The organism is Chitinophaga terrae (ex Kim and Jung 2007) (genome assembly GCF_900107795.1).
Classification (GTDB): Bacteria; Bacteroidota; Bacteroidia; order Chitinophagales; family Chitinophagaceae; genus Chitinophaga; species Chitinophaga terrae.
Map to the genome: position 1 here is coordinate 1 of NZ_FNRL01000035.1, position 25736 is coordinate 25736.

At 46.5% G+C, this 25736-nt stretch carries 21 protein-coding genes and 1 riboswitch; of the genes, 11 read left to right on the forward strand and 10 right to left on the reverse strand.

What is annotated here, in order from left to right:
* The 4 genes from BLV62_RS29040 to BLV62_RS25085 form a co-directional block, all read right to left on the reverse strand.
* Positions 1-240, reverse strand: a 240-nt coding sequence (locus tag BLV62_RS29040; RefSeq protein WP_139170393.1) for a DUF4372 domain-containing protein, incomplete at its 3' end; no start/stop codon positions are given.
* Between the two features lie 68 nt (positions 241-308).
* Positions 309-440, reverse strand: coding sequence for an SRPBCC family protein (locus BLV62_RS28855; protein WP_258522449.1), 132 nt, complete (start codon positions 438-440; stop codon positions 309-311).
* A 47-nt stretch (positions 441-487) separates the two neighbouring features.
* The gene (locus BLV62_RS25080; RefSeq protein WP_089765395.1) at positions 488-877 is read right to left on the reverse strand and encodes a nuclear transport factor 2 family protein; all 390 of its coding nucleotides are present in this window, start codon (positions 875-877) and stop codon (positions 488-490) included.
* A 166-nt stretch (positions 878-1043) separates the two neighbouring features.
* Entirely contained in the window at positions 1044-3650 is a 2607-nt protein-coding gene (locus tag BLV62_RS25085; protein ID WP_089765397.1) for a DUF7133 domain-containing protein, read from the reverse strand.
* 257 nt (positions 3651-3907) lie between these two features.
* Between BLV62_RS25085 and BLV62_RS25090 the strand changes: the two genes are divergently transcribed.
* The 6 genes from BLV62_RS25090 (at position 3908) to BLV62_RS25115 (ending at position 11536) form a co-directional block, all read left to right on the forward strand.
* On the forward strand, positions 3908-4399 hold the full coding sequence (locus BLV62_RS25090; protein WP_089765399.1) for an ABC transporter permease: 492 nt from the start codon (positions 3908-3910) through the stop codon (positions 4397-4399).
* 43 nt (positions 4400-4442) lie between these two features.
* On the forward strand, positions 4443-5072 hold the full coding sequence (locus BLV62_RS25095) for a glycosyltransferase (RefSeq protein WP_258522450.1): 630 nt from the start codon (positions 4443-4445) through the stop codon (positions 5070-5072).
* A gap of 208 nt (positions 5073-5280) precedes the next feature.
* Positions 5281-5487: riboswitch (cobalamin riboswitch) on the forward strand.
* 114 nt (positions 5488-5601) lie between these two features.
* Positions 5602-7671, forward strand: a complete 2070-nt coding sequence (locus BLV62_RS25100) for a TonB-dependent receptor (protein ID WP_089765402.1) — start codon at positions 5602-5604, stop codon at positions 7669-7671.
* On the forward strand, positions 7668-8825 hold the full coding sequence (locus BLV62_RS25105) for a YncE family protein (RefSeq protein WP_089765405.1): 1158 nt from the start codon (positions 7668-7670) through the stop codon (positions 8823-8825). The genes BLV62_RS25100 and BLV62_RS25105 overlap by 4 nt, the downstream gene beginning before the upstream one ends.
* A gap of 23 nt (positions 8826-8848) precedes the next feature.
* A complete protein-coding gene (locus BLV62_RS25110; protein ID WP_089765407.1) occupies positions 8849-10123 on the forward strand; it encodes a hypothetical protein in 1275 nt (424 codons plus the stop codon).
* Between the two features lie 57 nt (positions 10124-10180).
* Positions 10181-11536, forward strand: a complete 1356-nt coding sequence (locus BLV62_RS25115) for a DUF5074 domain-containing protein (protein WP_089765408.1) — start codon at positions 10181-10183, stop codon at positions 11534-11536.
* Between the two features lie 90 nt (positions 11537-11626).
* On the opposite strand, the gene BLV62_RS25120 is transcribed toward BLV62_RS25115, so the two are convergent.
* From BLV62_RS25120 to BLV62_RS25135, 4 genes are all read right to left on the reverse strand, one after another.
* Positions 11627-12442: an alpha/beta fold hydrolase gene (locus BLV62_RS25120; protein ID WP_089765410.1), complete on the reverse strand. Its 816-nt coding sequence runs from the start codon at positions 12440-12442 to the stop codon at positions 11627-11629.
* A 51-nt stretch (positions 12443-12493) separates the two neighbouring features.
* Positions 12494-12871 (reverse strand): VOC family protein, encoded by a 378-nt coding sequence (locus BLV62_RS25125; protein WP_089765412.1) that lies wholly within the window; start codon positions 12869-12871, stop codon positions 12494-12496.
* A 97-nt stretch (positions 12872-12968) separates the two neighbouring features.
* The gene (locus BLV62_RS25130; protein ID WP_089765413.1) at positions 12969-13997 is read right to left on the reverse strand and encodes a hypothetical protein; all 1029 of its coding nucleotides are present in this window, start codon (positions 13995-13997) and stop codon (positions 12969-12971) included.
* Positions 13998-14110: 113 nt separating this feature from the next.
* Positions 14111-14689 (reverse strand): GNAT family N-acetyltransferase, encoded by a 579-nt coding sequence (locus tag BLV62_RS25135; RefSeq protein ID WP_089765415.1) that lies wholly within the window; start codon positions 14687-14689, stop codon positions 14111-14113.
* Positions 14690-14884: 195 nt separating this feature from the next.
* On the opposite strand from BLV62_RS25135, the gene BLV62_RS25140 reads away from it, so the two are divergent.
* Entirely contained in the window at positions 14885-15502 is a 618-nt protein-coding gene (locus BLV62_RS25140) for a tetratricopeptide repeat protein (RefSeq protein ID WP_089765416.1), read from the forward strand.
* Here the strand turns inward: BLV62_RS25140 and BLV62_RS25145 are convergent.
* On the reverse strand, positions 15484-16188 hold the full coding sequence (locus BLV62_RS25145; protein WP_089765418.1) for an NAD(P)-dependent oxidoreductase: 705 nt from the start codon (positions 16186-16188) through the stop codon (positions 15484-15486). The genes BLV62_RS25140 and BLV62_RS25145 overlap by 19 nt on opposite strands.
* Before the next feature lie 18 nt (positions 16189-16206).
* Positions 16207-17577 carry a serine hydrolase gene (locus BLV62_RS25150; protein WP_089765419.1) on the reverse strand — a complete coding sequence of 457 codons (1371 nt, stop codon included), beginning with the start codon at positions 17575-17577 and terminating at the stop codon, positions 16207-16209.
* Positions 17578-17639: 62 nt separating this feature from the next.
* On the opposite strand from BLV62_RS25150, the gene BLV62_RS25155 reads away from it, so the two are divergent.
* The 4 genes from BLV62_RS25155 to BLV62_RS25170 all read left to right on the forward strand — a co-directional run bounded on the left by BLV62_RS25155 (position 17640) and on the right by BLV62_RS25170 (position 25730).
* Positions 17640-18524, forward strand: coding sequence for an ADP-ribosylglycohydrolase family protein (locus BLV62_RS25155; protein WP_089765421.1), 885 nt, complete (start codon positions 17640-17642; stop codon positions 18522-18524).
* Between the two features lie 437 nt (positions 18525-18961).
* Positions 18962-22081, forward strand: coding sequence for a SusC/RagA family TonB-linked outer membrane protein (locus BLV62_RS25160; protein WP_089765422.1), 3120 nt, complete (start codon positions 18962-18964; stop codon positions 22079-22081).
* Positions 22082-22099: 18 nt separating this feature from the next.
* The gene (locus BLV62_RS25165) at positions 22100-23662 is read left to right on the forward strand and encodes a RagB/SusD family nutrient uptake outer membrane protein (protein ID WP_089765424.1); all 1563 of its coding nucleotides are present in this window, start codon (positions 22100-22102) and stop codon (positions 23660-23662) included.
* Positions 23663-23726: 64 nt separating this feature from the next.
* Positions 23727-25730: an alpha-galactosidase gene (locus BLV62_RS25170; protein ID WP_225889707.1), complete on the forward strand. Its 2004-nt coding sequence runs from the start codon at positions 23727-23729 to the stop codon at positions 25728-25730.
* Positions 25731-25736 lie beyond the last annotated feature (6 nt).

Consider the following 25736-nt stretch of genomic DNA (forward strand, 5'->3'; position numbering starts at 1 on the left):
CAAACCCAGGTGGGACAACTTGCCCTCACAGGCCAACAGCCCCTCGCATAGCTCCCGCAGCCCGTTACAGTAACTGAACACCCCATACAGAAGGCTTACCAAATGAACCCGCAAGGGTAAGCGCTTATAATAACGGTTTGATTGATGCTTTCTGTTTGCCGCATTGATTATAGCACTGGGTATTACATCTAATATTTGAGATAATACCGGCTGTCCGGAAAAACTTTTATTTTCGCCCATGGTAATTTTAAGTGTGGTAACTCAAACTTACCAAATTGGGCGGTTCTTCGGAACTGCCTTTTTTCATCCTAAAACATTATTTTAGTCGGACAATAGTGATATTTTTTGATGATTGCAGGGTCAACCAGTGCAGCCCATACCTGATCAGGGGTTGCATGGATCGTTACTTCAGCTTTTGCTATGAGGTTCTTTTTTTCCATGTTACAGGTATTTAAACAATGAAAATTATTAGCAAAAACCGTGAAAATTATTTGTTGCCTGGCTCAACAGTATAAGTTCTTATATTCTTTACCGGTGCATGATTGGTAGAGGCTTTGAACCGGTAAACATCGCAGAACGCTTCCTTTCTTCCGTCTTTAAATTTCAGCAATCCTTCCGCCATACCGTCATACCCGTGGGTAATAATGGTATGAATAGTTAATTCCGCTACTTTATCGCTTCTGAAACGCCGGAGCGCTGCAAGCACTGCTTCTTTTCCTTCGATGGTTTCGCCTCCGGCCGTGGTCCATTGTATATCGTCGGTTGCGTTTTTCTCCAGGGAAGCCTGGTCATTATTTACGATGGCAATAATAAAGTCTTTTACAAACATTTTTTTGGGCGCATTACCGCAATCGGCCTGTACTTGAATTTTTATCATGGGTTGTTTATTTATTAGCGGGTCCAGGTGCCTTAATTGAAGATAAGGAAATTGTCAGTGTTCCAGGTAGCCTTTGTACAGGGGAATATACCTTCTTCAACTAAAAAACCGAAGGTTTTCCAACGTATGGAAAACCTCCGGTTCCTGTAAATTTAAAAAAAAAGAATTATTTCTTTTGCTGTTCCAGGAAGCTGACCAGGGATGCAAATTCTTCGATCGATAATGCATTGGCGAGCCCGGTAGGCATCATTGATGTTTTCAATTCCTTGCGGCTCAGGATATCGGCTGTATTCACCGTGTATACGGCGCCGGTAATATCTCTCATCACTACTTTGTTAGCCGTTTCTTCTGTTACGAATCCAACATACGACTTGTTGCCTTTTGCTGTAATGGTTACAGTGGCAAAGCCCTGCGAGATAGAGGCGTTAGGTTTAAGAATGGATTCGGCGATCCGCTCGCGGTTCATGATAGAACCAATTTGTCCCATGAACGGTCCTTTCATCTTTTCGCTCCTGCTAAGGCTATGGCAAGCAATACAACCCTGGTTGGTGAACAGGATCTTTCCTTTTGCCGGATCACCTTTTATCTGTTTAACAGCCAGCAATACGTCTTCAATAGATGATTTGCCTACCTGTCCTTTTTTACTTTTGATTTTCTCCAGGTCTATTTTTGGTTCCTTAGCTGCAACCGGTTCCGCTTTTTTCACCGGGGCAAATGCTGCGATCTCCATCCTGTGGCGTGCATCCAGTTCCCTGAACATATCCAGGCGTGCAGGTCCGGCTTTTACCGCTTCCTGTTTCAGGAATTTTTCGATTGCCGGCGAGCCTTCCCAAAGTACTGCTTTGTAATACGGTCCATGTGAATCAGGGCGTGTTCCCCACCACCAGGAGGCGTCGTATGCGTCTTCTTTTTTATAGAGGCGGGCCAGCGTGGTCAGGATTTGTTTTTTCAGCTTTTCGTCTTTCGATTGTTTGTAGGCGGCAATTAACCCGTTCACTGCTTTTTCATCGTGCATATAACGCAGCGCCCATAATGCAAGAGTAGCGTTAGGGCTGTTGATCGCCGATACCGTGGCATCCACCGCATTCAGTTCCAAAAGTGCGCGTACGGCCAGGTGCGGCAGTACGATAGCTGCATTAGGCGTAGCATGCGGGCCTTCCTTGTCTTTAACCGGTGCTGCAAAAGAGGCTGGTACTTTTGTCTGCAACAGGGCTGTGGCAGTTTCTGGATGTCCCAGGCGTCCTAACCCAATGATTGCTGCGGCATGAACGCGCGGAGAAGGATCTTTCAGCGCATCCAGGAATGGTTGTACCGGAACGGCTGCTGCCAGGGCTTTGCGATCGGCCAGGGCGCGTAACGCATGTTCTTTTATTGTTTCGTCCTTCGTCAGTTCTACCAACGCCGGGATACCGTCTTTACCGCTGGCTTGCGCATAGGTATACAAGCCGGCTACCCGGGCGTACAATGGCAATTGTGCATCAGATGCTATCTTCAGCGAAGCGGTAATTCCTTGCTGGTCGCCTCTTTTCACCAGCTCCTGGGAAGCGTTCAGTCTTGCCACGGCGCTTGGAGATTTAAGCAGGTTAACCAGCTCGTCTGCCGATGCCTTGGCCAGGTCGGGGAAGGGTTTATATGTCCAGTTATTAGGTACTGCCCGTACTACGAACCCGATGGTATCGCTGCCGGAGTAACCTGCGCCATCCCAGGCGGAAAGATAAAGCCTGCCGGAGCCGTCAACATCCAGGTCGGTGATCTGCGGCAGTGCAATGAAATCCTCTTCTTTTTGAGTGAACGTTGGGCCGTCGGGCTTTACCCTGTGAATGTAAAGCATGCTTCTGCCCCAATCGGCCATCATGGGAACGTTGTTGTATTTTTCCGGCCAGTTGGGTTCCGACATGAACAGGGCGCCTGTTCCGGAGCCTCCGCCCAGGTCGGCCAAGGCTGGTATGATTTCATCCGTGAAGTGTTGGAACAAAACAGGGTATCCATATTCGCCTGACTGGAGGTGATGGGAGAAACGTACGTTCCATCCGCCGCCATCATTGGTGTTTTCGCGGGTAAAGATGTTCATATACGGGTCAATGGCCACATCATATACGTTACGTGTGCCATGGGTGAATACTTCCATCTCGGTACCGTCGGGGCGTACGCGTACGATACCTCCGCCCAGCATGGTCAGTTTCTTACCGGAACGGTCGGTAGCTTCATGGAAACCGAAGTCGCCAACGGCAATATAGATCCAGCCGTCGATACCCATGCGGATACCGTTGGTAGCATGGTCTGTTCCCCGTTCCTGGATATATTTGGTGTTGCTGAGGTGTTCGATGAGTGGTTTGGGCGCTCCATCGGCCTTTCCGTCCCCGTCTTTGTCTTCAAATACTACCAGGGCCATACCCGTGGCCTTTCCTGTTTCATTGGAGAAGGTAGTATGCAAAACGAAAACCTGGTTACCCATTACGATGATCCCTCTTGGGTTATCTACCATCGCAAATTCGGTATGCTGGTCCATTTTCCCATCATTGTCCGTATCTACCAGCTTCAATATGCGTCCTTTCCCGGGATCTTTACCCAGGGAGCCGATCATATCTACGCCCACAAATACTTCCCCTGTTGGCGCCACTGCCAGGCAGGCTGGGCTGGGGGTGATGGCAGGACCTGAAAATTTTGTGATACTTAATTCTGCCGGAGCAGCAGTCTGAGAATACCCTGAAAACGGTTTAGCTAACATCAACGCTGTAAGAGAGCATACCAGCGTAAGTGGGTGTTTTATCATTTAATAACGCGTGTTTAAAAAACTATAACTAAGTGCTTGGATAACAGGTCAAGATATAAAAAATAAATTTCCGGGTAGAAAAATTTCTTTGAGTGGGGAGATGTTTAGCCTGTTCAACTGTTCGTTTGTGGACAAATGACCGTCCGGCGATGAACATTTATCCGGAGCCTCAAACGGCAGATTCGCCAGCCAGGCGTGCCTTGGGCGTGGCAGTTTATTTGTGATACAGGGAAACAATCATTTTTCAAATTCAAACTATGATAAGAAACTATATCAAAATGGCACTCAGGAACCTGATGAGAAATCGCCGGAGTTTCTTTGTGAACATGATTGGGTTGGTAGTTGGATTTAGCGCCTGCCTGGGCATATTGCTGGTGCTGAGCTATGAACAGAGCTACGATAACTTTCATGCCGGTAAAGATCGAATTTACAGGTTAGTGAGAGAGGATAAGAAAGTAGAAGCAAAAGGCTATGGCGCAGGTATTCCTTTTCCTATGGCTTCCGCTATTGCTGCAGAATACCCGCAGGTAGAGGCTACCGCACAGATGTACGGGGAGCGGGATGTACAGGTGATCGTTCCTTCAGGCCCCGATGGTGCAAACAGGAAATTCCTGGAAGCCAAAGGCGTATTTTTCACAACACCGCAGTTCTTTAAAATATTCAATTTCCGGATGAAAAGCGGTACCACTGATGCGATCAGGGAGCCGGGTACAGCGCTGCTGACTGAAGATTACGCCTCTCAATTTTGAGATTATAGTTGTCGATGATGGAAGTACAGACACTACGGCTTCGATTGCCAAAAAATTTTCAAACTATTATGGGCATACCAAAGTGATCTCTTACTTTCCTAATAAAGGAAAAGGATTTGCTGTTAAAACAGGTGTATTAGCTGCGGAAGGCAATTTAATATTGTATAATGATGCTGATGGTTCGGCACCTATTCAGGAACTTTGTAAATTGGAAGAACAACTATTATTAGGATATGATATTGCACTAGGATCTCGTAATAAGGATAATAATGGATCTGAAGTTCAATTTCTATTACATAGAAAAATAATTGGTACTCTTTTCAATACTTTAGTAAAAGTATTCCTTGTTCGGGAATTTCATGATACCCAATGCGGATTCAAATTATTTACAAAAGAAAGTGCAAAGAACGTATTTCCATTGCTTACGGAACAAAGATTTGCATTTGATATTGAAGTATTATTCATTGCCAAACATTTAGGATATAAAGCCTCAGAGGTTGGAATTAATTGGTCCAATGTTAAAGGGTCTAAAGTAAATCTGATTCTGGATTCATATAGAATGTTCATAAGTATTTTTAAAGTTCGGGTAAGGCGTTTCAAAAGCAAAAACACCAAAGTCAAACAATTAAATTATGAAAATCCAAATCACCTGGAAATGAATAATTTGTTATAAGGAACTTTTTATATACCTATCAGAATCCATTGTTTAGAAGTAACAAAATGATTGGCTGTCATTCCATCAAACCCCAGAAGTGCGTGAGTGCTATTGATTCAGGTAACCAACCAAATATTTTCAACTAACCAATTACATTTTTGAATATCTTTGCCGTATTCTTAATTGACTGTGCTACTAAACGAAGCTATTAGTGGTACTGATTTAAGGAAGCTAAAATTGCATTGGTTCAACTTTTATTAACCTAATAAAAGTTGATTAATAGGGAATCAGGTGAAAAACCTGAGCAGACCCGCTACTGTAAGTTCTGTAAGAACGCTTTGCATCCACTTGCCACTGTCTCTGTTCACCCGGGGATGGGAAGGCCGGCAAAGTAAGAACAAGCCAGGAGACCTGCCAATGCAGATAGAGTTTAGAGCTTTCGAGGGTTGAAGCTTTGAATATGATTGTACTGAATTAATTCAGCAACTTAATTTTTTTCCTGTGTCCTCCGGCCAACAGCCGGATGATCGCTTAATGATTAACCAATATGTCAAACGCCTTAAAAACGTTGATAGTGGCGTTCTTTGCTCTTATTGGCGCCCAGGGGTATGCGCAGCAGCGCCGGCATGATACCGGGCATGCAGATACCACAGGCGTTAAAACTTTGCGTAGTGTTACCGTATACACTTCTGCTTATAAAGAAGTTATTCCCTCGCAAAAGCTGTCGGGCGCGCAATTAAAGAGCCTGAACAGCTTCTCGGTAGCCGATGCAATCCGCTATTTTGCCGGCGTACAGGTAAAAGATTACGGAGGCATTGGCGGGCTAAAAACTGTAGACATGCGCAGCATGGGTACTAACCACATGGGCGTATTTTATGATGGGATACAGCTGGGTAATGCGCAGAACGGGCAGATAGACCTCGGGAAATTCTCTATGGATAATATCGAATCCATCGCTGTTTACAATGGTCAGAAAAGCGATATTTTTCAACCGGCCAGGGACTATGGTTCATCAGGCACCATCTACCTCCGCAGCCGGAAACCAGTCTTCGATTCTTCAAAGAATATCAATCTCAAAGGGGTATTTAAAACCGGGTCGTTCGATCTTATCAATCCTTCCATCCTCTTTGAACAAAAACTTACCCAGCATCTTAATTACTCCCTCAGCGGCGAGTATATCAAATCGTCGGGCCGTTATCCTTTCAGGTATAAACGAGTGTACCACGAGTCGGGGACCATTGCCTGGGATACCACTGCTACCAGGCAAAACGGGGATATTAACGCGTTCAGGCTGGAGAGCGGGTTATACGGAAATGTGAACCGTGGTACCTGGAATGCCAAAGCCTATTTTTATGATTCAGAGAGAGGCATACCCGGCGCTATTGTAAACAATGTATGGAAACGTTCCCAAAGGCAGTGGGACAGGAACTTTTTCATGCAGGGCTCTTTCCAGAAAAATGTTGCCAGGAATTATGATATACAGGTAAATGCAAAGTATGCCAACGATTACATGCGTTACCTGAACCCCGATACTACTTTAATGTATATCGATAATACCTTTCAGCAGCAGGAGTGGTACGGATCAGTAGCGAATAAATATAGCCTGTCCAGGAAGCTGGACATCAATTTGTCTACAGACTTCCAGTATAATACCCTTAACTCGAACCTGGACGGATTTGTGTTTCCTAAAAGATTCACATCCCTTGTGGCGCTCGCAGGAGCGGCAGATTTAGGGAAACTGAAAATGCAGGCAAGCGTTTTAGGTACTTTTGTAAATGAGCGCGTTTCCAGGGGCAATACTTCGAAAAGCGATACTGCTGCAGCCGCTCCATCCAGGAACGAGATCACCCCGGCATTCTTTCTTTCCTACAAACCTTTCACCAAAGCAGATCTTAGTCTCAGGGCTTTTTATAAGAATATTTTCAGGATGCCAACATTCAACGACCTGTATTACACGGATATAGGCAATATTAACCTGCAACCGGAGTACACGCACCAGTACAACCTGGGGTTCGAGTACCGTAAAACCCATACCGGGGCGGTGTTGAGTGAATGGCGCCTGCAATCTGATTTCTATTACAACCAGGTTACCAACAAAATAGTAGCCGTTCCGAAGGGAAGTGGTATGTACCGCTGGATGATGATGAATATCGGGGATGTAGAGATCAGGGGGATAGATGTAGTAGCCGACCTGGCGTTTACATTACCGGTAGAAGTTTTATTGAATGTAAGAGCCGCGTATACCTACCAGGCAGCCCAGGATTACACCAAACGGAAGAACCCCGAATTGCAGAAGATCACTTACGGGGGGCAGATACCTTATATACCCTGGCATAGCGGTTCTGTCATTTCAAGTATCCAATACAGGTCGTGGCGCCTGAACTACAGCTTTATTTACGTAGGAGAGCGATACCAGAACTCCGCCAATATTCCTGAGAATTATGAACAGCCCTGGTATACCAGCGACCTCTCGGCATCCCGGAATATCCGGTTTAAGCGGTACCAGTTCAGGATCGCAGGGGAGGTCAATAACCTTTTGGACCAGGATTACGAGGTAGTACTGAACTACCCCATGCCTAAACGAAATTATAAGATCATTTTATCCGTTGAACTATGAGAAAGTTGTTATTCTTCGTCCTGGCGCCGCTGTTGCTGATCCTGGCAACCTTATCCTGCAGGAAGGATGTAGAAGTCTTTATCAACGAAGACACCTCGCTGGATACCGCGTCGCTGAATGGGTACGCCGGGTTTTACCTGCTTAACGAGGGCAATATGGGCAGCAATAAAAGTACGCTGGACTATTTTGATTATACAACGGGGAAGTATCAACGAAATATTTACGCAGCTATTAATCCCAATGTGCCTAAGGAGTTGGGAGATGTAGGGAATGATATTGCTATATATGGCAACAGGCTATACGTAGTGGTAAATGCATCCAATAAAGTGGAAGTGATGGATGCGCGAACGGCCAGGAGAATCGGGCAGGTAGAAATACCGAACTGCCGTTATATCAGTTTCCACGAAGGATATGCCTATGTTACTTCGTATGCAGGACCTATCCAGGTGAACCCTGACTATACCCAGAAAGGTTACGTGGCTAAAGTGGATACTGCCGCGCTTTCGGTTGTCGACAAGTGTATCGTAGGCTATCAGCCGGATGGTATTGAAATTACAGGCGGTAAGATATATGTGGCCAATTCAGGAGGTTATATGGGAGCCGGCAACACAGCGAAATATGAACGAACAGTTTCGGTAATTGACCTGGCAACTTTCAGGGAAGATAAACGGATAGACGTTGCTTATAATCTTCATCATATCAAAGCCGACAGGCGGGGCAATCTTTGGGTCACTTCCCGGGGCGATTATAAATCGCTGCCCTCCAGGCTTTATTTTATAGACAAAGACCAGCAGAAGGTTACTGATACCTTGCCTGTTGCGGTGAGCAACTATTACCTGGATGGCGATTCCCTTTACATATATAGCACCGAATGGAGTTATGTCACATTTTCAAACGTGATCTCCTATAGTATTGTAAATACCCGTACCCGCGAAGTAGTGAACCGTTCGTTCATTACCGACGGAACAGATAAAGAAATAGAGATCCCTTATGGGATCATGGTGCACCCGGTCACGAAAGACATTTATGTAACTGACGCCGGTAACTATGTGTCGCCCGGGATGCTGTATTGTTTTACAAAGAACGGTAAGAAGAAATGGAGTGTCAGAACAGGAGATATACCGGCTCATTTTGCGCTGCTACCAAAATCATAAATATCAATAATCAATCAAACAAAATGAATAAACAATTTAAACGACTCGTTTACCTGGCCTGCATTTTAACTACCATCAACAGTTGTAAAAAAGAGGACGCAGTGATTCCGGAAGCGCCAACGGAAGTTAAAGGAACTGCTAACGCCATCCTGGCGCTTGAAGCCCCAAAGAAATTTGCGAACAGGAACGATTTGAAATGGGAGGTAGTGTCTGCCCCCTCTGAACTTTACAGGTTATCAGGTCAGGGCTTAACAGCGCTGTTCTCTGCGGTTGTAAAGGGAAACTATAAACTGAAAGTTTCCGCTGCCGACCTGGTTGATACGGTTTTTGTAACTGTTCAGCAGGCAGATAAAACCCCATCTCCCTATACCGCCAAAGTTTTTGATTACCTGCCGGCTCCCGGGCAGTTTGTGAATGAAATGCCTAAGTATGAAGCAGGCGATACGTATGAATCTATGGTTGCCAAAGCTGGTAAAGCGTTAGTGGGAGACGACGCCGGCATGATCACCTTAGGAGGCTGGGGAGGTTATGTAGTGCTGGGTTTTGACCATACCATTGTGAATGTACCTGGCAGACGTGATTTCAGGATTAATGGCAACGCGTTTGGCGCTAATACTAATCCGCGCCCTAATGCTCCTTTTGGAGGAAGCTGTGAGCCGGGCATCGTCATGGTAGCATACGATAAAAACAAAAACGGTAAACCGGATGAAGATGAATGGTATGAAATAAAAGGCAGCGGCAATTTTTCCGCAGAGGGCGAACTTTGGTACAGCGCAGCTGTTGGCGGCAAACTGGATACCCGTACTTTCCGAAACTATGAAATGACCTATAACCGGCCTGTTACCGAAGAGGAAAGTGCGCCAGAGGGATCTGTGAGTATCCGCAATTATATTCTCTGGACTGATAACCAGGGTCAGCAAGGGTATAAAATAAAAAATGTTTATCACTCTCAAAGCTATTATCCATCCTGGGTAAAAGACAACAAGATCACTTTTAAAGGCATCCGCCTGGCTCAAAACGGGATCGATGAAAGCAGTGCAGGCAATTATTATGTGTTGTACGCATTCAGATATGGCTATGCAGATAACTATCCTAATACCGATGATAATTCAGGTATCGATATCGACTGGGCAATTGATAAGAACGGCAATAAAGTTAACCTGCCGGGCATCGATTTTATAAAAGTATACAGCGGTGTTGACCAGGAAAATGGCTGGCTTGGAGAAGCGTCTACAGAAGTTGGAAGGGGAGAAGACCTGCACCTGTTGGGAACCAATATTGCAACCATTGAACAATAGAGAACAGCAGCATTTTAAAGCATAAATCAATCAAAAGGAAAATCAATTAGTATCAGAATGTTAAAGAAAAGAAGTGGTTTAGCACTTGGGGCGTTTATCGCCGTTGCAGCAGTATCATGTTCTAAGAACGATGACGTGGCGCCTGTCTGGTCTCCGGACGTGCAGCTAATAAATGTGCTTTCCCAGAACAATGTAGCACAGGAAGACACCCTGTTCTTTAAGGTGAAAGCTGCGACTGGCAGTACTTTTTCCTGGTCCGTAGATGGTAAGGACGCAGCGGTGGCAGACTCCGTGTTTAAGTTTGTTTCAAACGAGCTGGGGGAGCATACCATAAGGGTAGCAGCTTCCGGTAACGGGCAAAGTGCTTCTTCGGATGCGAAAGTTACCGTGTATGGAAAATATAAGTTCGGCACTTTCGTGTTGAATGAAGGCAACATGACATCAGAAAATGGTTCGCTTGTCTTTATCAGTCCCAGTGGCGTAGTAACAGAGAATGCTTATTTTAAAGCAAATGGTACAGATCTCGGCAATGTAGCGCAGGACCTGTATATCCACAATAATAAGATGTACGTTATTTCCCAGAACGGAAAAACGAACGCTGTTGGCTCTTCGTTTACCAACGATGGGATGCTCGTGGTAGCCAATGCAGAAACGCTTAAAAAGGAAGCCGCTTACAACGATGAACTGGCAGCGCTGAGATGGCCAACGCATGTAGCGGTACTCAACGAGGAAAATGTAATACTCCGCGATAACAATGGATTGTACAATTTCAATACTCTTACTAAAACGCTTACATTTATTAAGGGCTCCAGGTCCGCGGCTAAGATGACCATGGCTGTTTCAAATAACAAGGTATTTGCGGCAGCGGGATCAAAAGTATACGTAGTTGAGCCGAACAAGGATACGCTGACTTATGCGCTGGATATGAAAGCATCCGTAAGCGGCGTGGTAAAGGCAAATGATGGTAATATCTGGGTGTCTACTACCGGTTCACCCTCTAAGATCTCCAAGATCAACTACAGGGATTATTCTTTGATCAAGGCCAATGAGATTTCTGCAGGCAGTGTGAGCGCCGGTTTTGGCGCAACTCCGGGCATTACCGCAAAAGGCGATACGCTTTATTTCAGCGGCGCTGGTACCAAAATTTACCGACATGTTTTCAGTGTAGGAACTACTGAATTTATGGTAGATGCAAAAACTATGGTAGAAAATGCAGGAGTTGTATATAATAACATTGCCGTTCACCCGCTTACCGGCGAAGTTTACCTGAACACCATTAAAGGCTATGGTCCGGCATACCTGTTTAACAGCATCAGCGTATTCAACTTTAGCGGGAAACCTGTTCTGAGTAATAATTATAAAGACTATACGAAGTTCCCTGCGGGTATCTTCTTCACTTACTCATTTAACTAAATAAAGAGGGCTATCTCAAAATTGATCCGCTGCGAATGATGTAGATCTGATTCGGCAAGCGGGCGACTTTTGAGTTAGCCCTTTTCAATATCATACGTACTTGTTCACTCCATGCTTAACTGAGGCCAGGAATGTTTGCACTTCGGCGGCGAATCGTGCGGGTTGATCTATATGCAGGCTATGCCCGGCATCTGGTATCTGCGCTGTTTGCAAGCCGGGATAAAGCGACCGGAGCTCCGCGGCCACCGGTGCTGTAACCACTCCTTTATCCCCAAACAGCAACAGGCATGGAACATCTATTTGTTTCACCACTTGCCTGAAGTCCGGGTTTGGCGGCGTAAGAACGTCGAAAGCCGCCATACTGGTTTGAAGCCGGGCCCGTGCAAATAATTCCAGCGTTTCCTGCGACCGGTGAGGATGCCTGGCCCTTGCATCTGCCATTACTTCCTCCAGCGACCATTTAAGAATTTTTCTGTGTTGATCGGCTACTTCGCTGTCCCGTACTTCCCGTTGTACTTCCGGGCTTAAAAATGTGGGATCTGCCAGGATCAGCGCCCGGAGTAGCCCGGGATTGAGACTTGCTGTAACAGCAGCCGTCATCCCGCCCATAGAATGCCCCAGCAGCACAGGAGAGGGTAGCTTCAGCGCGGCGATGAGCCCTGCAATATCCTTTGCATGATCATAGTAAGTGTATCCATAATTCGGTACTGATGAAAGGCCATGGCCTCTTGCATCCGGCATGATCACATCGTAATCTTTTTCCAGCGTGCGCGCCAGGTCTGTCCAGCACCGGCCATTGGTCATTAAACCATGCAGCAGGATAAGCGGAGGTTTGTTGCCGCCCGTTCTCGTATAATGGATATGAATACCGTTAGCCTCGTAGTGAGCGTTAATCCAGTTGGTCATTTGTTCGTTTCCCGGGAATAGTGTTATAACATTTTATCCTGCTGGGAATAGCTATTCAGCAGGTTCCCAAAGTTCAATGGCATTTCCTTCCGGGTCAAGTATATGAACGAACTTCCCATAATCGTATGTCTTGATTTCATCGACGATCGTTACACCGTTCTGTTTCAATTCTTCAACCAGTTTTTCGATGTTTTCTACCCGGTAATTGATCATGAAACCTTTGGTAGAAGGGTCAAAGTATTTAGTGTCTGCCGGGAATGTGCTCCATATAGTAGAACCCATTTTTTCAGGATCATCAGCATCCCGCCAGTTAAACATGGCGCCGTATTCGGACACCGGGATGCCGAGGTTCTTTGCGTACCAGTCGTTCATTGCAGCAGCGTCACTGCACTTAAAGAATATGCCGCCAAGGCCTGTAACTTTTTTCATAAAATGTAGTTATCATGTGCGCAATGTAAGTAAAATATTCTTTGTGTTGATTGCCGGTGTAAATGTTTAGAATATTGAGAGAGATGTTCGCTTTATCCTATTTTATTTTTTCTTTCAATACATCCACCTCTTTCTTTAATGCTTTATTCTGCTCATTCATTTTGATCAGGTATAAGGTGAGTTCTTCCACTTTCTGTAATAATTTTTTATTCATCTCCCCAAGATCAATTCCTTCTCTTTCTACCTCCTCAGCGGAAGGTATCTCAGGCAGGTGTTTTTCTTTTTGGATGAATAGTCCAAGGTCTGTCAGATCTGTCAACTTATAATTATCTGAAAATACATAATCCGGCCATGCGCTGTTGGACTTTACTTTTATCTTGGTAAATATTGCATCGCCGTTTACGGCAAACTTATATCCTTTGGTGTCATAGGTGCCAACTCCGGTATTGCCTGGAAACACCATCGTACCATCTTCGGTAACACGTAAGCGTTCCTCTGGCGCGGCGCTACCATTTTTTTGTGTCACAAGACGGAAAATTACCGGCTGGGAAGAATTATTGATCCATGGGCCGCCGGCACGAACTTCCATAAACGCGGCGGTTTGGAACACTAAGTTATCTGCACTGTTTGGTGAAGTGCCGAATATAATGCCGCCGATCCGCTGATTGCCGGCAGTCGGTGTGCCGCTGTTCGTAATCCTGAGAAATGCACCGCCATCTGTGGCAAGGGCAGAAGTGCCGTGGATCCATACGCCCTGGCCACCCGTAGCAGACATTACATGTAATGGAAATAACGGTTTGTCATTTCCTATGCCAACATTTGTCAGGCTGGTTCTTCCAAGGATAATGTTGTTTCCCACAGGATTTATCAGCAAAGGCCTGGAATTGAATGATTGAATGGCGCTATAGTTGGCGTCACCACCCATACCAAAGGCGCTGGATGACTGCTGTATCCTGACAGCATAAGTTGTGATATCACCGGTCGCAGCAGGTGAAGTCTCGGCAATATGCAACCGGTTACTTGGATACGATATTCCGATACCCACAGAATCGTATCTTACTGTCTGTGCTACCAAGGCTGACGGCAATCCAAATGCCGCGAAAAGTAAAGGGATAATTCTCTTCATAATCTATTTTATTTAGGTTTACAAACTGAAAAAATATCAAATAAAGTATTACAGGATAGTCGCAACACTCAATTAACGCCACAGTATTTACCTGGTAAATAAATCTCTGATCACTATCTCTCCACATCCCTCCTGAAAAAATATAAACGATGCCCCAGGTCTAACTCCCCATACTGCTTAAACCCATGTTTTTCATACCAGGGAATATTTCGCGGCATTGATGTCTCCAGTAAAACATTCCTGTTATCCGCGTTACTATGGGCGATCACTTCCTGCAAAAGCCTGCCTCCAATCCCTTTCTGTTGTGCCAGGGGATCAACGCCTATGAACCACAGGTAGGTCATTCGCTCCTGAGGCTGTATACTATGAATTAGTTTTTCCCGTTTTAATGTTTTGACAATATTTCCAAAGCCAACGGCTCCGAATACCAATTGCAGGTCGAGCAGGGTAGAATGAAGAGTAGTCCGCTTTTTCTCAGGGTATACAACTAATGCGCTGGCTTTTTCATCGTCCGACAGGAACACTTCACCAAAAGAGGTACAAATTTCAAAAGAATAGCTCATTAACTGCCGTATTCTTTCAGTTTTATTCTTGTCTTGTCTGATGATATAGTTTACGCTTTGGTTGTCGTGGAACGATTGGCTTAGGATATCAAGTACCAGTGGCTTATCTTTTCGCGAGGCTTTCTTCATGGATAATGTGAGGTATGACGGATACAAACTACAACATTCAGCGGATATTGAAAAATCGGATGCGATCCGGGATATCTTTCTCTCTCTAATTAATCTGGTAAAAACCCGTAAATATCATTAAATTAGAATACAGTTTAGCAAAAAGAAAAGCCGTTTACGCTGTCCGGATTGTTGTACTTTTAAAGTTTCGTTGAAATGAGAAAGCTGCTTAACAAACTTGAACAAAACAGGCAGTTTCTGTTGGGTTACCGTTACGCCTTTGAAACAACCTCTAACAGGAAGAACTGGAAGAAAATTTTTTCCCTCTGGTACAGTGCTGCCCTCAGCGGGCATAAAAGAGCCCAATTTTATGTAGGTACTTGTTATGATCATGGCCTTGGTACAACCAAAAGCCTGAAGGATGCCTTTTATTGGTACCTGAAAGCGGCGAAACAAGGGCACATGGAATCGCAGTTCAATGTCGGATTTTTCTACAGGGAGGGCGAAGTGGTGAAGCAGGATTATAAGAAGGCGGTAAAATGGTTTACGCTGGCTGCAAAGCAAGGTGATGCCGAAGCGCAGCGCGACTTAGGTGTTTGTTATTTTTATGGCAAAGGAGTGAAGGAAGATCAAAAGGAAGCGGTTCATTGGTATAAGAAAGCGGCCTATAGGAATAACCCCAGCGCTATGTATAATTTGGGATTATGTTATAAATATGGCGACGGAGTTAGGCAATCTTCCCGCTGGGCAAAATTCTATTTTGAAAGAGCCAGGCAACTGGGCCACAAAGCAGCCACCAAAGAGTTATACAGCATTCAGAATTCTTCGTTATAGATCACCGGCATCTGCCCCTTCCACTTTTCCCATAATACATCCTCCGTCAGGAGCCGCGACATGAAATTCGCAACATTGATCCTGCTGGTTTTACCCGGCCTGAAAAGTGCACTTCTGACAGGCGAAACGTGCAATGAATAACGGCTGACTTTTGTCTCGTTGGTTAGCGTATCGGGTCGCACTACCACCCATTCAACAGATGAACCGGCTTGCCTGCTTAAATAAGCCGCTGCCTGTTCATTATCAGCATGCGGAGGTACCAGCAATCGTATCAAGCCTATGGCAACCTGCTGCGCGAAAGGCACCGGTTCTTTCAATAAATTATTCCTTACCCCCGCGGATCCCATTAAAACAAATCTTACAGGCTTTTGGGGATTTGTTTTTTGTATTGCTTCACAGAGAAGCCGGACGGTATCCCTGACCAGCTTCCGTGGCTGACCATATATTCCTTTCAATGTAGGATTATGTCCCAGGCAAGAGGCAACAGACTCGCAACCGCTGATCACCTCAGGATTGATAGGTTGAAAGTCGCTTCTGATCAGCGTGATGGATTGGTTGTGGAGACAGGATTCAGGTACTTTGCTGCCCGGGCGGATTAACAGCTTTACCTGCTGGCCGGCGTTTAATAACTCTTCCACTAATAACCGGCCGGTTGCGCCACTTGCGCCGACTAATAAAATTGCCATGTACAGAAGTATTTAGGATTATTTCCCCAGTTCTTCAATGACCTGCTTCGCGGTAACGTTTGATGGGTCCAGTTCCAGGGAGCGCTTGTAGTTCAGCAATGCTTTTTGTTTATCGCCTTTCCTGTAATACGCTTCTCCCAGGCTGTCGAACACATTGCCTGATTGAGGAAATAACCTGGTATTGTATTCGAAGATGACGATCGCATCATCTACTTTCTTTCTACCCAGATAGTCATACCCGATCATGTTCAATGCCGCTTCGTTATCGAAGTTATATTGATCGCTGTATTTCTTTTTTAGTTGCTGGTAAAGCGAAAGGAGTTGTTTGCCACTCAGGCTGTCGAGCTTCCCTTTAAAAAGAGAGCCGACAGATTTCTTTGGTTGCTGGTAGGGGCGTCCGTCCAATATCGCCTGTATGGCGTTGTTGAAATCATAAAGGTTATCCTGCCTGTTATTTGTCAGGAGGATGACCGTGCGTCCTTTCCCCGGGTAATCGACCAGCAATGCGTTGTAGCTCAAGCTGGAACCATCGTGGATATGCAGGATGATACTATCGCCTTTCATCTCGCCTCCGCCCAGGCCTGATTGTTTATTGGGGCCTGCGGGGTATAATATGGTTCTGGTATCGGCAGGCGACAGGAATTTAAATGTATTGATGCTGGTTGCCCATTTGTAGAAATCGTCCAGCGTTACGGCTGTCCAGCCGGAAATAGGGCTGAAGAGAGACCTGGATTGCCGGTCGTCTGTGAAGGAAATCGCCATCAGTTCATCTTTTTCTGTCGGATCAATGATGGAGTGGTTCATTCCTGCCGGTTCCAATAAGTATCGTTTTACAAATTCATTGAAAGCGATCCCTGTAATCTTTTCTATGATCCTGCGTTGAAGAAATACGTTATTGTTGTTGTAGGCGTAATTGGTTCCCGGCTCGAAATTCAACTGCTTCAGATCTTTCAGGTCCTGCATGATGTCGGCGTCAGATTTGGCGGTTTTCCAGTTCAGGTCCGGAAGCCCGCTGGTATATTGCAACAGGTTCAGGATACTGATCTTTTCGGCCCATGCGGGCAGTTCAGGTAAATAAAGGGATACCTTATCTTCCAGTTTTAATTTGCCCTGTGCCTTGAGCATCATGATAGCTACCGCATTGAATTCTTTCGCTATAGAACCGATATGGAACCTGTGATCTGTGGTCAGCGGCGTTTTCCCGCTTGCATCAGCGATGCCGATCGCGGTTTTATATATAACCTGGTGATGGTCTGCAACCAGTACATTGCCGTTGAACACGCCGAGACGGTTGGCCCTGTGTATCATGGAATCTAATTCAGGCGCCTGGGCTGTAACTGCTGAAGCCAGGAGGGAGGCGGGCAGGAGGAGAAGCAGGAGTTTCTTCATAGTTAAATATACTAACATTATGTAATTATGCATTAACTTCCGTGAACTAAGAAGCCATTTTAATGCTGGATGTTATTCATGATAAATTACTTGGATGCCTTGTTGGCGGCGCAGTTGGAGATGCGGTCGGCAGTTTTTACGAGTCGGGCGACGAAGGGGCGGCAGTGGACTTTGAAAAGGTTTTTTGCATAACAGACGATACGCAGCTCACGCTGGCAACCTGCGAGGCTATTGTTAAAAATAGGGAACTGACACCCGATAAAGTGGCGACCTCTTTTTTAAACTGGTATAATCGCGGTCGGTTAAGGGGATTGGGAGCCAGCACGTTAAAAGCATTGCGTGACTTGCAGATGGGGGCCCACTGGGGCCTTTCGGGACGAAGCGGGGAGTATGCCGCAGGAAATGGGGCTGCTATGCGTATTGCGCCGTTGGCGTTTGTATTGGATGTGCCTAACGAACGTCAGCTGATCAGGGATATCTGCCGCATCACCCACAAAAATGAAGAAGCTTATGTTGGAGCGTTGTGTATTTTGTACTTGTTGCATGATAGGTTGGCAGATAGTGATACTGATGACGATGAGCTAATGAAGAAACTGATAGCGGAAATGCCCGATACAAAGGTTAGAGACCATCTGATTCTATTACAAGAAGCTGCACCTGAGACTATTTCGTCTGCAGGCAAGTTAGTAGGAACTTCGGGATATGTTGCTTCATCTGTTCCCTTTGCCATATTTGCCGCTTTGCAGTTGCGGCAACTCGGATTCAGGCAGGTAATCACCGAAATTATTCAATGCGGAGGCGATACTGATACTAACGCCTCATTGGCAGGGCAGATAATGGGAACTGCTATTGGCTTCAAGAATTTACCTCCCGATGTTTTGACTGTATTTAACAAGATAGAGGAGAGCTCCTATATCCTCGAACTTGGAAACCAAATAAGACGATGACTTGTTGGGGCATCCAGCTCATAAGAATACAATAACATCTCCTCAAACAAACACGAAAGACTTATAGAGACCAGGTAGTCCAATCCGCCAAAAAAATTTCCAGCAAATCATCATTCCATCTTCTTACCCCCTTTCTTATCAATAAAACCCTTTACAGGCAAGCTATTTACCTGGCAAAACCCCGCTGCCCTCACTCATTTACCCCATATTCCTCGTCCCCAAAATTTCATTGTTAAGAAAAATAAAAATTTGGAAATCCAAAACTAACCTTATATTTGACCTATAGAACAGACTAGACCAAACCAGTAAAAATTATCATTAAACAAACTTTAGATCGCCAACACCGGCTTGTAAAAAGCCGGGCGGGGCAACACGTTATTTAATTATCAAATCTCTATTCGTAAACGACTCAATCACAAACAATCAAGTCTCACGTTATGTATGAAAGAATTGCTTCCAGGATGCAATGGTTGCTGACCATTATAGTGATGATGATCGGCGCTATACCAGCTTTAGCACAGAGCGGCAAGATCACCGGTACCGTCACTGATTTGAAGGGTGAACCTATTCCTGGTGTTTCCATCTTGATCTCTGGCACCAAAACAGGCACTATCACCGATGCCACCGGTGCGTTTTCTCTCAATACCAATGTTGCAAACGGTACAGTGGAAGTCAGCTTCCTGGGTTTTGAACCGCAAACCGTTCCTTTCCGCAATGGAGGTACGCTAACTATTAAAATGAAACAAGCCGCTACTGATGTTGATGAAGTAGTAGTGGTAGGCGCCCGCATGAAGAAATCTGACCTGACAGGCGCTGTAGGGAATGTAGATGCAAAAGCATTGATGCAACGCCCTTCTACCAACATCAACCAGGCTTTGCAAGGTAACGCCGCCGGCGTATTCGTTAGCGCGCCCGCCAAACCAAGCGACGACGCCAGCATCCGCGTACGCGGTATCAACACCATCAACGCCGGATCTTCTCCTATCTACGTGGTAGATGGGGTGATCATGGAAAACAACCAAGGCGGTTTCAACTCCATTAACCCGAACGATGTGGCGTCTATCCAGGTGCTGAAAGATGCTTCCGCCACAGCGCTCTACGGTTCAAGAGGCGCCAACGGCGTTATCGTTGTAACTACAAAAAAAGGACAGAGAAGAGGCGGCGATGGCCTGGTAACTTACGACAGCTGGGTGGGTATCTCCAACTTCACCCGCATTCCTAAAACCATGAATGCACAGGAACTGTTCGATCTGCGTGTGGACGCTTACGCTAACGGTTATATGAAAGATAACCCGACAGCCAACCGCCAGGCGTATATCGATACCGTGTTGCTGAAAAAGAATATCGCTTTCTCGAACCAGGAATTCGATACGCATAACAAGAATAAGAGCTTTAACTGGTTAGACCAGGTAACGCATACCGGCTTCCAGCAAAACCATGCGCTGGGCTTCTCCGGCGGCGGCGAAAAAGGCGTATTCTACCTGAGCGTTGGCTATGCAGGCCTGAATGGCATCGTGCAAACAACCAAACAGGATAAATACACCGGTCGTTTCAACGCAGAGTATAATGTTAAAAAATGGCTGAAAGTTGGTACCAATACCGGTTTTACAAGAACCAAAGACCTGATGCCATCTGACGATGTTTACGACAAGGCGATCAGGGCAAACCCATTATTGGACTACGCTCCGTACAAGGACCCGGCTACCCGCTTTACCTACGATTACCTGACCACCTACTTCCGCGCACACGGTGAGCAGAACAACAACGATTTCAACCCGTTCAACTCACAACTGGTACAGCGCGACAGGTCCCGTAACCGTATCACGTCTTCCAACTATATCAATATTAACCCGATCGAAGGACTGGATATCCGTTCTACCTATTCACTGGATTACGGAAACCAGGAGTGGTTTGAATTTACTCCTCATAACATCCAGCAGGCGATCCGCCATAACAACGGCGACGCCCGCGCGAAACACGAAAGATGGAGCGATACTTACTGGCAATGGGATAACACCATTACTTATAACAGGACCTTCGCACAGGATCATAAACTTACCGTACTGGCTGGTACCAGCGTAAGCAAACGTTCTTCCAACTATACCCTGGCGCAGGGCGACCGCTTTGTAAGCGACCAGTTGGGATATTACGACCTGGGCAGCTCCGCCGCTCTCGATAAACGGGTGATAGGATCTGACTTCTACGCCTATACGTTATCTTCTTTCATTGCCCGCGCTAACTACAGCTTCAAAGACAGGTATCATTTAACGGCAACTGCACGTTACGACGGGTCTTCCCGCTTCATGGAAGGCAGCCGCTGGGGCTTGTTCCCGTCAGTATCTGCCGCCTGGGATGTGAAGAAAGAAAGTTTCATGGAAGATGTGAATGTCTTCAGCCAGTTGAAACTGCGCGCAGGTTACGGAGTAGTAGGAAACCAGGATATTGGCAACTACGTGTATCAGACCTTGTACGGCGCATCGGCAGTGAACAACACCCCGGTGATCGGGAACGACGGCCGCCGCGGTGGCGATCTGACCTGGGAAAGACAGAAGCAGAGCAACTTAGGACTGGATATGAGCTTCCTCAAATCAAGGCTGAACGTAACCGCCGACTTCTTCTATATCAATAACGACAACCTCCTCCTGGATCGCAGCCTCGCAATTACTTCCGGCTACTCCAAACGCTGGGCGAACATCGGCCGCGTAAACAACAAGGGGATGGAGATCTCCGTATCTGCTGATGTAATCCAGAAAAAGGATTTCAACTGGAATGTATCCGGTAACATCTCCTTCGATAAGAATACCGTGAAGAACCTGTATGGCAATATCACGAGCATCTACAATACCAACGAGAATGTTATTCAGCGTGAAGGAAACATCTTCCTCGGCGAATCCATACACACCATTTATACCCTCCGTTCAGGCGGTATTGCACAGGAATGGAACCGCAAAGACTGGGAAGGCCTGAATTACAACGGTAAAACCGTGGCGATCGGCGACCTCTTCGCACGCGATGTTTCAGGTCCAGATGGCAAACCTGATGGAATTGTAAACCAGTACGACCTGACCATAGTTGGTAAGTCAGATCCTAAGTTCTACGGCGGTTTCTCTACCAACCTTGCTTACAAGGCTTTTGCGCTGAACGCATTGTTCACTTATTCTTATGGCGCTAAAAAGATCAGCAATTACTATGAAAGTCTGCTGAACAGCAACGGAGAAAGCATGGCCACTACAGACCTGCTGAACCGCTGGACGCCGCAAAACACCAACACGAACATTCCGCGTGTTATCACCAACACCAGCTATAACCGTTACAACCCGTCGGACCTGGATTTTGCAATACAGGATGCATCCTTCCTCCGCCTGGCCGCTGTGACATTGTCTTACAACCTGCCGGAAAAAGTACTGAGCGCCTGGAAATTCAATAACGTGCGCCTGTATGTAACAGGTTCTAATCTCTTCTGTATTACAAAATACAAAGGCATGGACCCTGAAACCGGCGACTGGGGCTATCCTCCGGTAAAACAATACGTGTTTGGACTGAATGTAGGTTTCTAAAATTCAAAGTTTAAAATTATGCAACGCAATATAATTTGGGTGCTGGCGGCTGGATTGGCCCTGTCGTCTACCTCCTGTAAAAAATTCCTGGATGAAAAAAGTATGACCAAACTGGACGAAAGCGCCGTGTTTGGTGATGTGAACCAGGTAGAATCCAGTCTCAAAGGCGCTTATGCCAAATGGAAAGACATCAGAACGGATGAACAGGGACTCATCATGATGATGGGAACCGACGAAACCCAGCAAGGCGCTTTTCAAATGAAAAGTGATCCCAACAAAGGGGCATTCGACAGGTTCGATGGTAACCTGAACTCTACGCTGAACCATATTGCCAATCAATGGAATATCCGCTGGCCGGTGGTAAATGAAGCTGCAAGGATCGTAAGGGGGATGAGCAAACTGAATCCGGCAGCCGGTACCCTCGAAGCCAAACTCCTGGGTGAAGCCTCCTTTATCCGCGGCTTCCTGGATTTCCAGCTGGCGATGTACTGGGGTGAAATTCCCATCCGCGACCTCGACAGGGAAGCGGAACTTGGCACCCGCAGGCAACCGCTGAAAGACGTTTGGGCCTTTATCATCGCCGACCTGCAAAGGGCTGCCGATAATTGCCCTAAAACCAACGATCCTGGCCGCGCTACTTCCGGCGCCGCCTGGGCCATGCTGGGAAAGGCATATATGTCGGCCCCTGTAAGCACCGGCCTGCGCGACTTTTCCAAAGCCGCCGCCTGTTTCGAAAAAATGATGGGCGATTATACCCTCGTCGCATACAAAGACCTCTGGGATTATAATACGCCTAATACCAGGGAGTCGATCCTGGAATTCCAATACAGCTATATCTATCCTAACAACAACAAGATACAGTTCCAGATCGGGTCCCGCGCCGTACAATCCTACTTCGGCGATGGTTGCTATTACTCAGGCTACGACAAGATCGTACCTACCAAATACGCTTACTCATCTGTCGACAGCGGCGGGGTATGGGAACCGGGAGATCAGCGCAGGTATGAAGCGATCAGGTACGACTTCACTTACTATGGCGAAACGCCGACCCTGGATAATATCAAGTGGGAAGACCTGGGACCGGATCATGATGAGCTGCTGCCTCACGTAAAAAAATACGAAGACTTCAGAACCGACAAGCATACCGATTTTAAGGTCAACAACATGTGGAATTCCGGAAAAAATATACCGGTACTTCGCCTGGCAGATATTAAATTGTGCTATGCTGAGTGCCTGAATGAATTAGGCCGTACCGCCGAGGCAATGACAGTAGTGAATGAAGTGCGCACCCGTGCATGGGGAGGCGTACTGCCGGAAGAAAGGAAATGGAAGGGAATGTCGGCCGACGCTTTCCGGACAGCCATCATGGATGAAAGGATGCGCGAGCTGTTTGCAGAAGACTGGAGAAAAATTGACCTGCTCCGTACAGGTAAATTCATCCAGCTTGTAAAAGCCCGCAATAAATGGACGGCGCAGTCAGGAACGATTAAAGACTTTAACTTGCTGCTGCCAATTCCTGATACGGAAATGAGATTGAACGAAGATCTCAAACCATCCGATCAAAACCCGGGTTATAACTAATCATTAATAAAAAAAAGAGGCAGGCCACCCGGGTTTTCCAGGCAGGCCTGCTTTTGCTTACATTATGAAGAAGAAATTACCATCCGTCCTGCAGCTGTTAATGACGCTGACCATGATCCTGGGATACGGGGCTGCCAACGCTGCTAATCCCGGCGCCTGGAAGATCGTGTATGATAAAACCGGTAAAAACCTGAGGCTGACAAGAGCTGCGGGAAATGTGGACATGCGGCTGTATGCATCTTACAAGTTAAATGGCCGGTTGGTTACCTCTAAAGACTATACTGCCTGCACTATCACTTCAAAACCGCTGAACGATGCATTCGGAAAAGGCACCCTCCTCCAGGCTACCTATCGCGGTTCCAACCTGCCTGTACTAGTACAATCTTTTTACCAGTATCCGGGTAAAGACTACCTGCTTACTGATTTTACGCTGGAAGCCGCGGGGAGCAATATTGCCTCCAACTACATGGCCCCGGTGAATATCACGGATATGACCCAGCCGCTTGGCGGCGATAACCTGAGGGCATTATTCGTGCCTTTCGACAACGACAAATGGATACGTTTCAAATCTCACCCGCTGGATTTCTCTTCATTAACCAGCTATGAAACAACTGCTGTATTCAACGGTAACAGCCGCAAGGGACTGGTGGTTGGTTCAGTGGAACACGACTTCTGGAAATCGGCCGTCGTGATGGAACGCAATACTAACAGTAAAGGCTATAGTTTAACTTGCTACGGTGGCGCAGCCGATTCTACCACCCGCGACTTGCTGCCTCATGGCGCGAAAGAAGGACATATTATCAGGTCGCCCAAAGTTTTGCTTGGCGTATTCAACGACTGGCGTACCGGGATGGAAACCTATGGCGTTGCCAATGCAACTGTTGCTCCGCGCCGTCCATGGACCAAAGGCGTACCGATGGGCTGGAACAGCTGGGGAGTATTGCAGTTCAAGATTAATTACCAGAAAGCCCTGGAAGTTTCCGACTTCTTTAAAGCCAACCTGCAACCCAACCATTTCGGGAATGGTAAGGATGAAATAGTGATTGGCCTCGACTCAGGCTGGGACAGTTTTACAGAAGACCAGCTAAAGGATTTTGTAAAACATTGTGAAGCCAATGGCCAGGTTGCGGGCATTTACTGGACCCCGTTCACCGACTGGGGAAAAAATCCTGAAGGTTCCCTGAGAGAAGCGCCTGGATTCAAGTTCAAAGAACTGTATCTTTATGCCAACGGGAAGCCCCAGGATATCGATGGCGCTTATGCCATCGATCCTACGCATCCTGCCATTGAAGCACGTATGAAAAAGGTATCAGAGCTCTTCCGCCGCTGTGGTTTTAAATATGTAAAAATGGATTTTATGGCCCATGGCGCCGTGAATGCCGACAAGTGGTATAACCCTGAGATCAGGTCGGGCATCCAGGCTTACAACTATGGTATGCAGTTGCTGGATAAGTACTTCGGCGATATGTATATCAACCTGTCTATTGCACCAATATTCCCTGCATCTTATGCACAGTCCCGCCGTATCGCCTGCGATGCATGGAATAAGATCAAGGATACTGAATATACCCTGAATGCGGTTTCTTACGGTTGGTGGCTGGATAATGTTTACCAGTTCAACGACGCCGATCATGTTGTTTTACAGCAAGCGACAGAGGGAGAGAACCGCGCCCGAGTTACTTCTGCCGTGATTACCGGCCTGTTCATCGCCGGCGATGATTTCAGTAATGGAGGTAGTGAAGAAGGCAAGAGTAAGGCTAAGGAGTTCCTGACCAATGCCGAAGTAAATGCGGCGGCAACAGGGCGCAGCTTCCGCCCGGTGGAAGGAACAGGGGAGAAGTCGGAAGACCAGTTCACATTAACCGATGCACAGGGAAATACCTGGTATGCCGTTTTTAATTATACAGATGCCGACAAGGATATTCAGTTGCCCCTGCAAAGACTGGGACTGGATGCCCGCAAGCAGTATACCGTTCGCGATCTTTGGTCGCACCGGGAGATCAACGCCGCCCAGGCGATCCACATCCCCTCGAAAGACGTTCGTTTTCTCAAAATCAGCAGTAAATAATATTAT

What these genes read in the sequence shown, in the direction of transcription:
- BLV62_RS28855 (WP_258522449.1), bottom strand. Translation starts at nt 440, where the DNA reads ATGGAAAAAAAGAACCTCATAGCAAAAGCTGAAGTAACGATCCATGCA.
- BLV62_RS25080 (WP_089765395.1), bottom strand. Translation starts at nt 877, where the DNA reads ATGATAAAAATTCAAGTACAGGCCGATTGCGGTAATGCGCCCAAAAAA.
- BLV62_RS25085 (WP_089765397.1), bottom strand. Translation starts at nt 3,650, where the DNA reads ATGATAAAACACCCACTTACGCTGGTATGCTCTCTTACAGCGTTGATG.
- BLV62_RS25090 (WP_089765399.1), top strand. Translation starts at nt 3,908, where the DNA reads ATGATAAGAAACTATATCAAAATGGCACTCAGGAACCTGATGAGAAAT.
- BLV62_RS25100 (WP_089765402.1), top strand. Translation starts at nt 5,602, where the DNA reads ATGTCAAACGCCTTAAAAACGTTGATAGTGGCGTTCTTTGCTCTTATT.
- BLV62_RS25105 (WP_089765405.1), top strand. Translation starts at nt 7,668, where the DNA reads ATGAGAAAGTTGTTATTCTTCGTCCTGGCGCCGCTGTTGCTGATCCTG.
- BLV62_RS25110 (WP_089765407.1), top strand. Translation starts at nt 8,849, where the DNA reads ATGAATAAACAATTTAAACGACTCGTTTACCTGGCCTGCATTTTAACT.
- BLV62_RS25115 (WP_089765408.1), top strand. Translation starts at nt 10,181, where the DNA reads ATGTTAAAGAAAAGAAGTGGTTTAGCACTTGGGGCGTTTATCGCCGTT.
- BLV62_RS25120 (WP_089765410.1), bottom strand. Translation starts at nt 12,442, where the DNA reads ATGACCAACTGGATTAACGCTCACTACGAGGCTAACGGTATTCATATC.
- BLV62_RS25125 (WP_089765412.1), bottom strand. Translation starts at nt 12,871, where the DNA reads ATGAAAAAAGTTACAGGCCTTGGCGGCATATTCTTTAAGTGCAGTGAC.
- BLV62_RS25130 (WP_089765413.1), bottom strand. Translation starts at nt 13,997, where the DNA reads ATGAAGAGAATTATCCCTTTACTTTTCGCGGCATTTGGATTGCCGTCA.
- BLV62_RS25135 (WP_089765415.1), bottom strand. Translation starts at nt 14,689, where the DNA reads ATGAAGAAAGCCTCGCGAAAAGATAAGCCACTGGTACTTGATATCCTA.
- BLV62_RS25140 (WP_089765416.1), top strand. Translation starts at nt 14,885, where the DNA reads ATGAGAAAGCTGCTTAACAAACTTGAACAAAACAGGCAGTTTCTGTTG.
- BLV62_RS25145 (WP_089765418.1), bottom strand. Translation starts at nt 16,188, where the DNA reads ATGGCAATTTTATTAGTCGGCGCAAGTGGCGCAACCGGCCGGTTATTA.
- BLV62_RS25150 (WP_089765419.1), bottom strand. Translation starts at nt 17,577, where the DNA reads ATGAAGAAACTCCTGCTTCTCCTCCTGCCCGCCTCCCTCCTGGCTTCA.
- BLV62_RS25155 (WP_089765421.1), top strand. Translation starts at nt 17,640, where the DNA reads ATGCTGGATGTTATTCATGATAAATTACTTGGATGCCTTGTTGGCGGC.
- BLV62_RS25160 (WP_089765422.1), top strand. Translation starts at nt 18,962, where the DNA reads ATGTATGAAAGAATTGCTTCCAGGATGCAATGGTTGCTGACCATTATA.
- BLV62_RS25165 (WP_089765424.1), top strand. Translation starts at nt 22,100, where the DNA reads ATGCAACGCAATATAATTTGGGTGCTGGCGGCTGGATTGGCCCTGTCG.
- BLV62_RS25170 (WP_225889707.1), top strand. Translation starts at nt 23,727, where the DNA reads ATGAAGAAGAAATTACCATCCGTCCTGCAGCTGTTAATGACGCTGACC.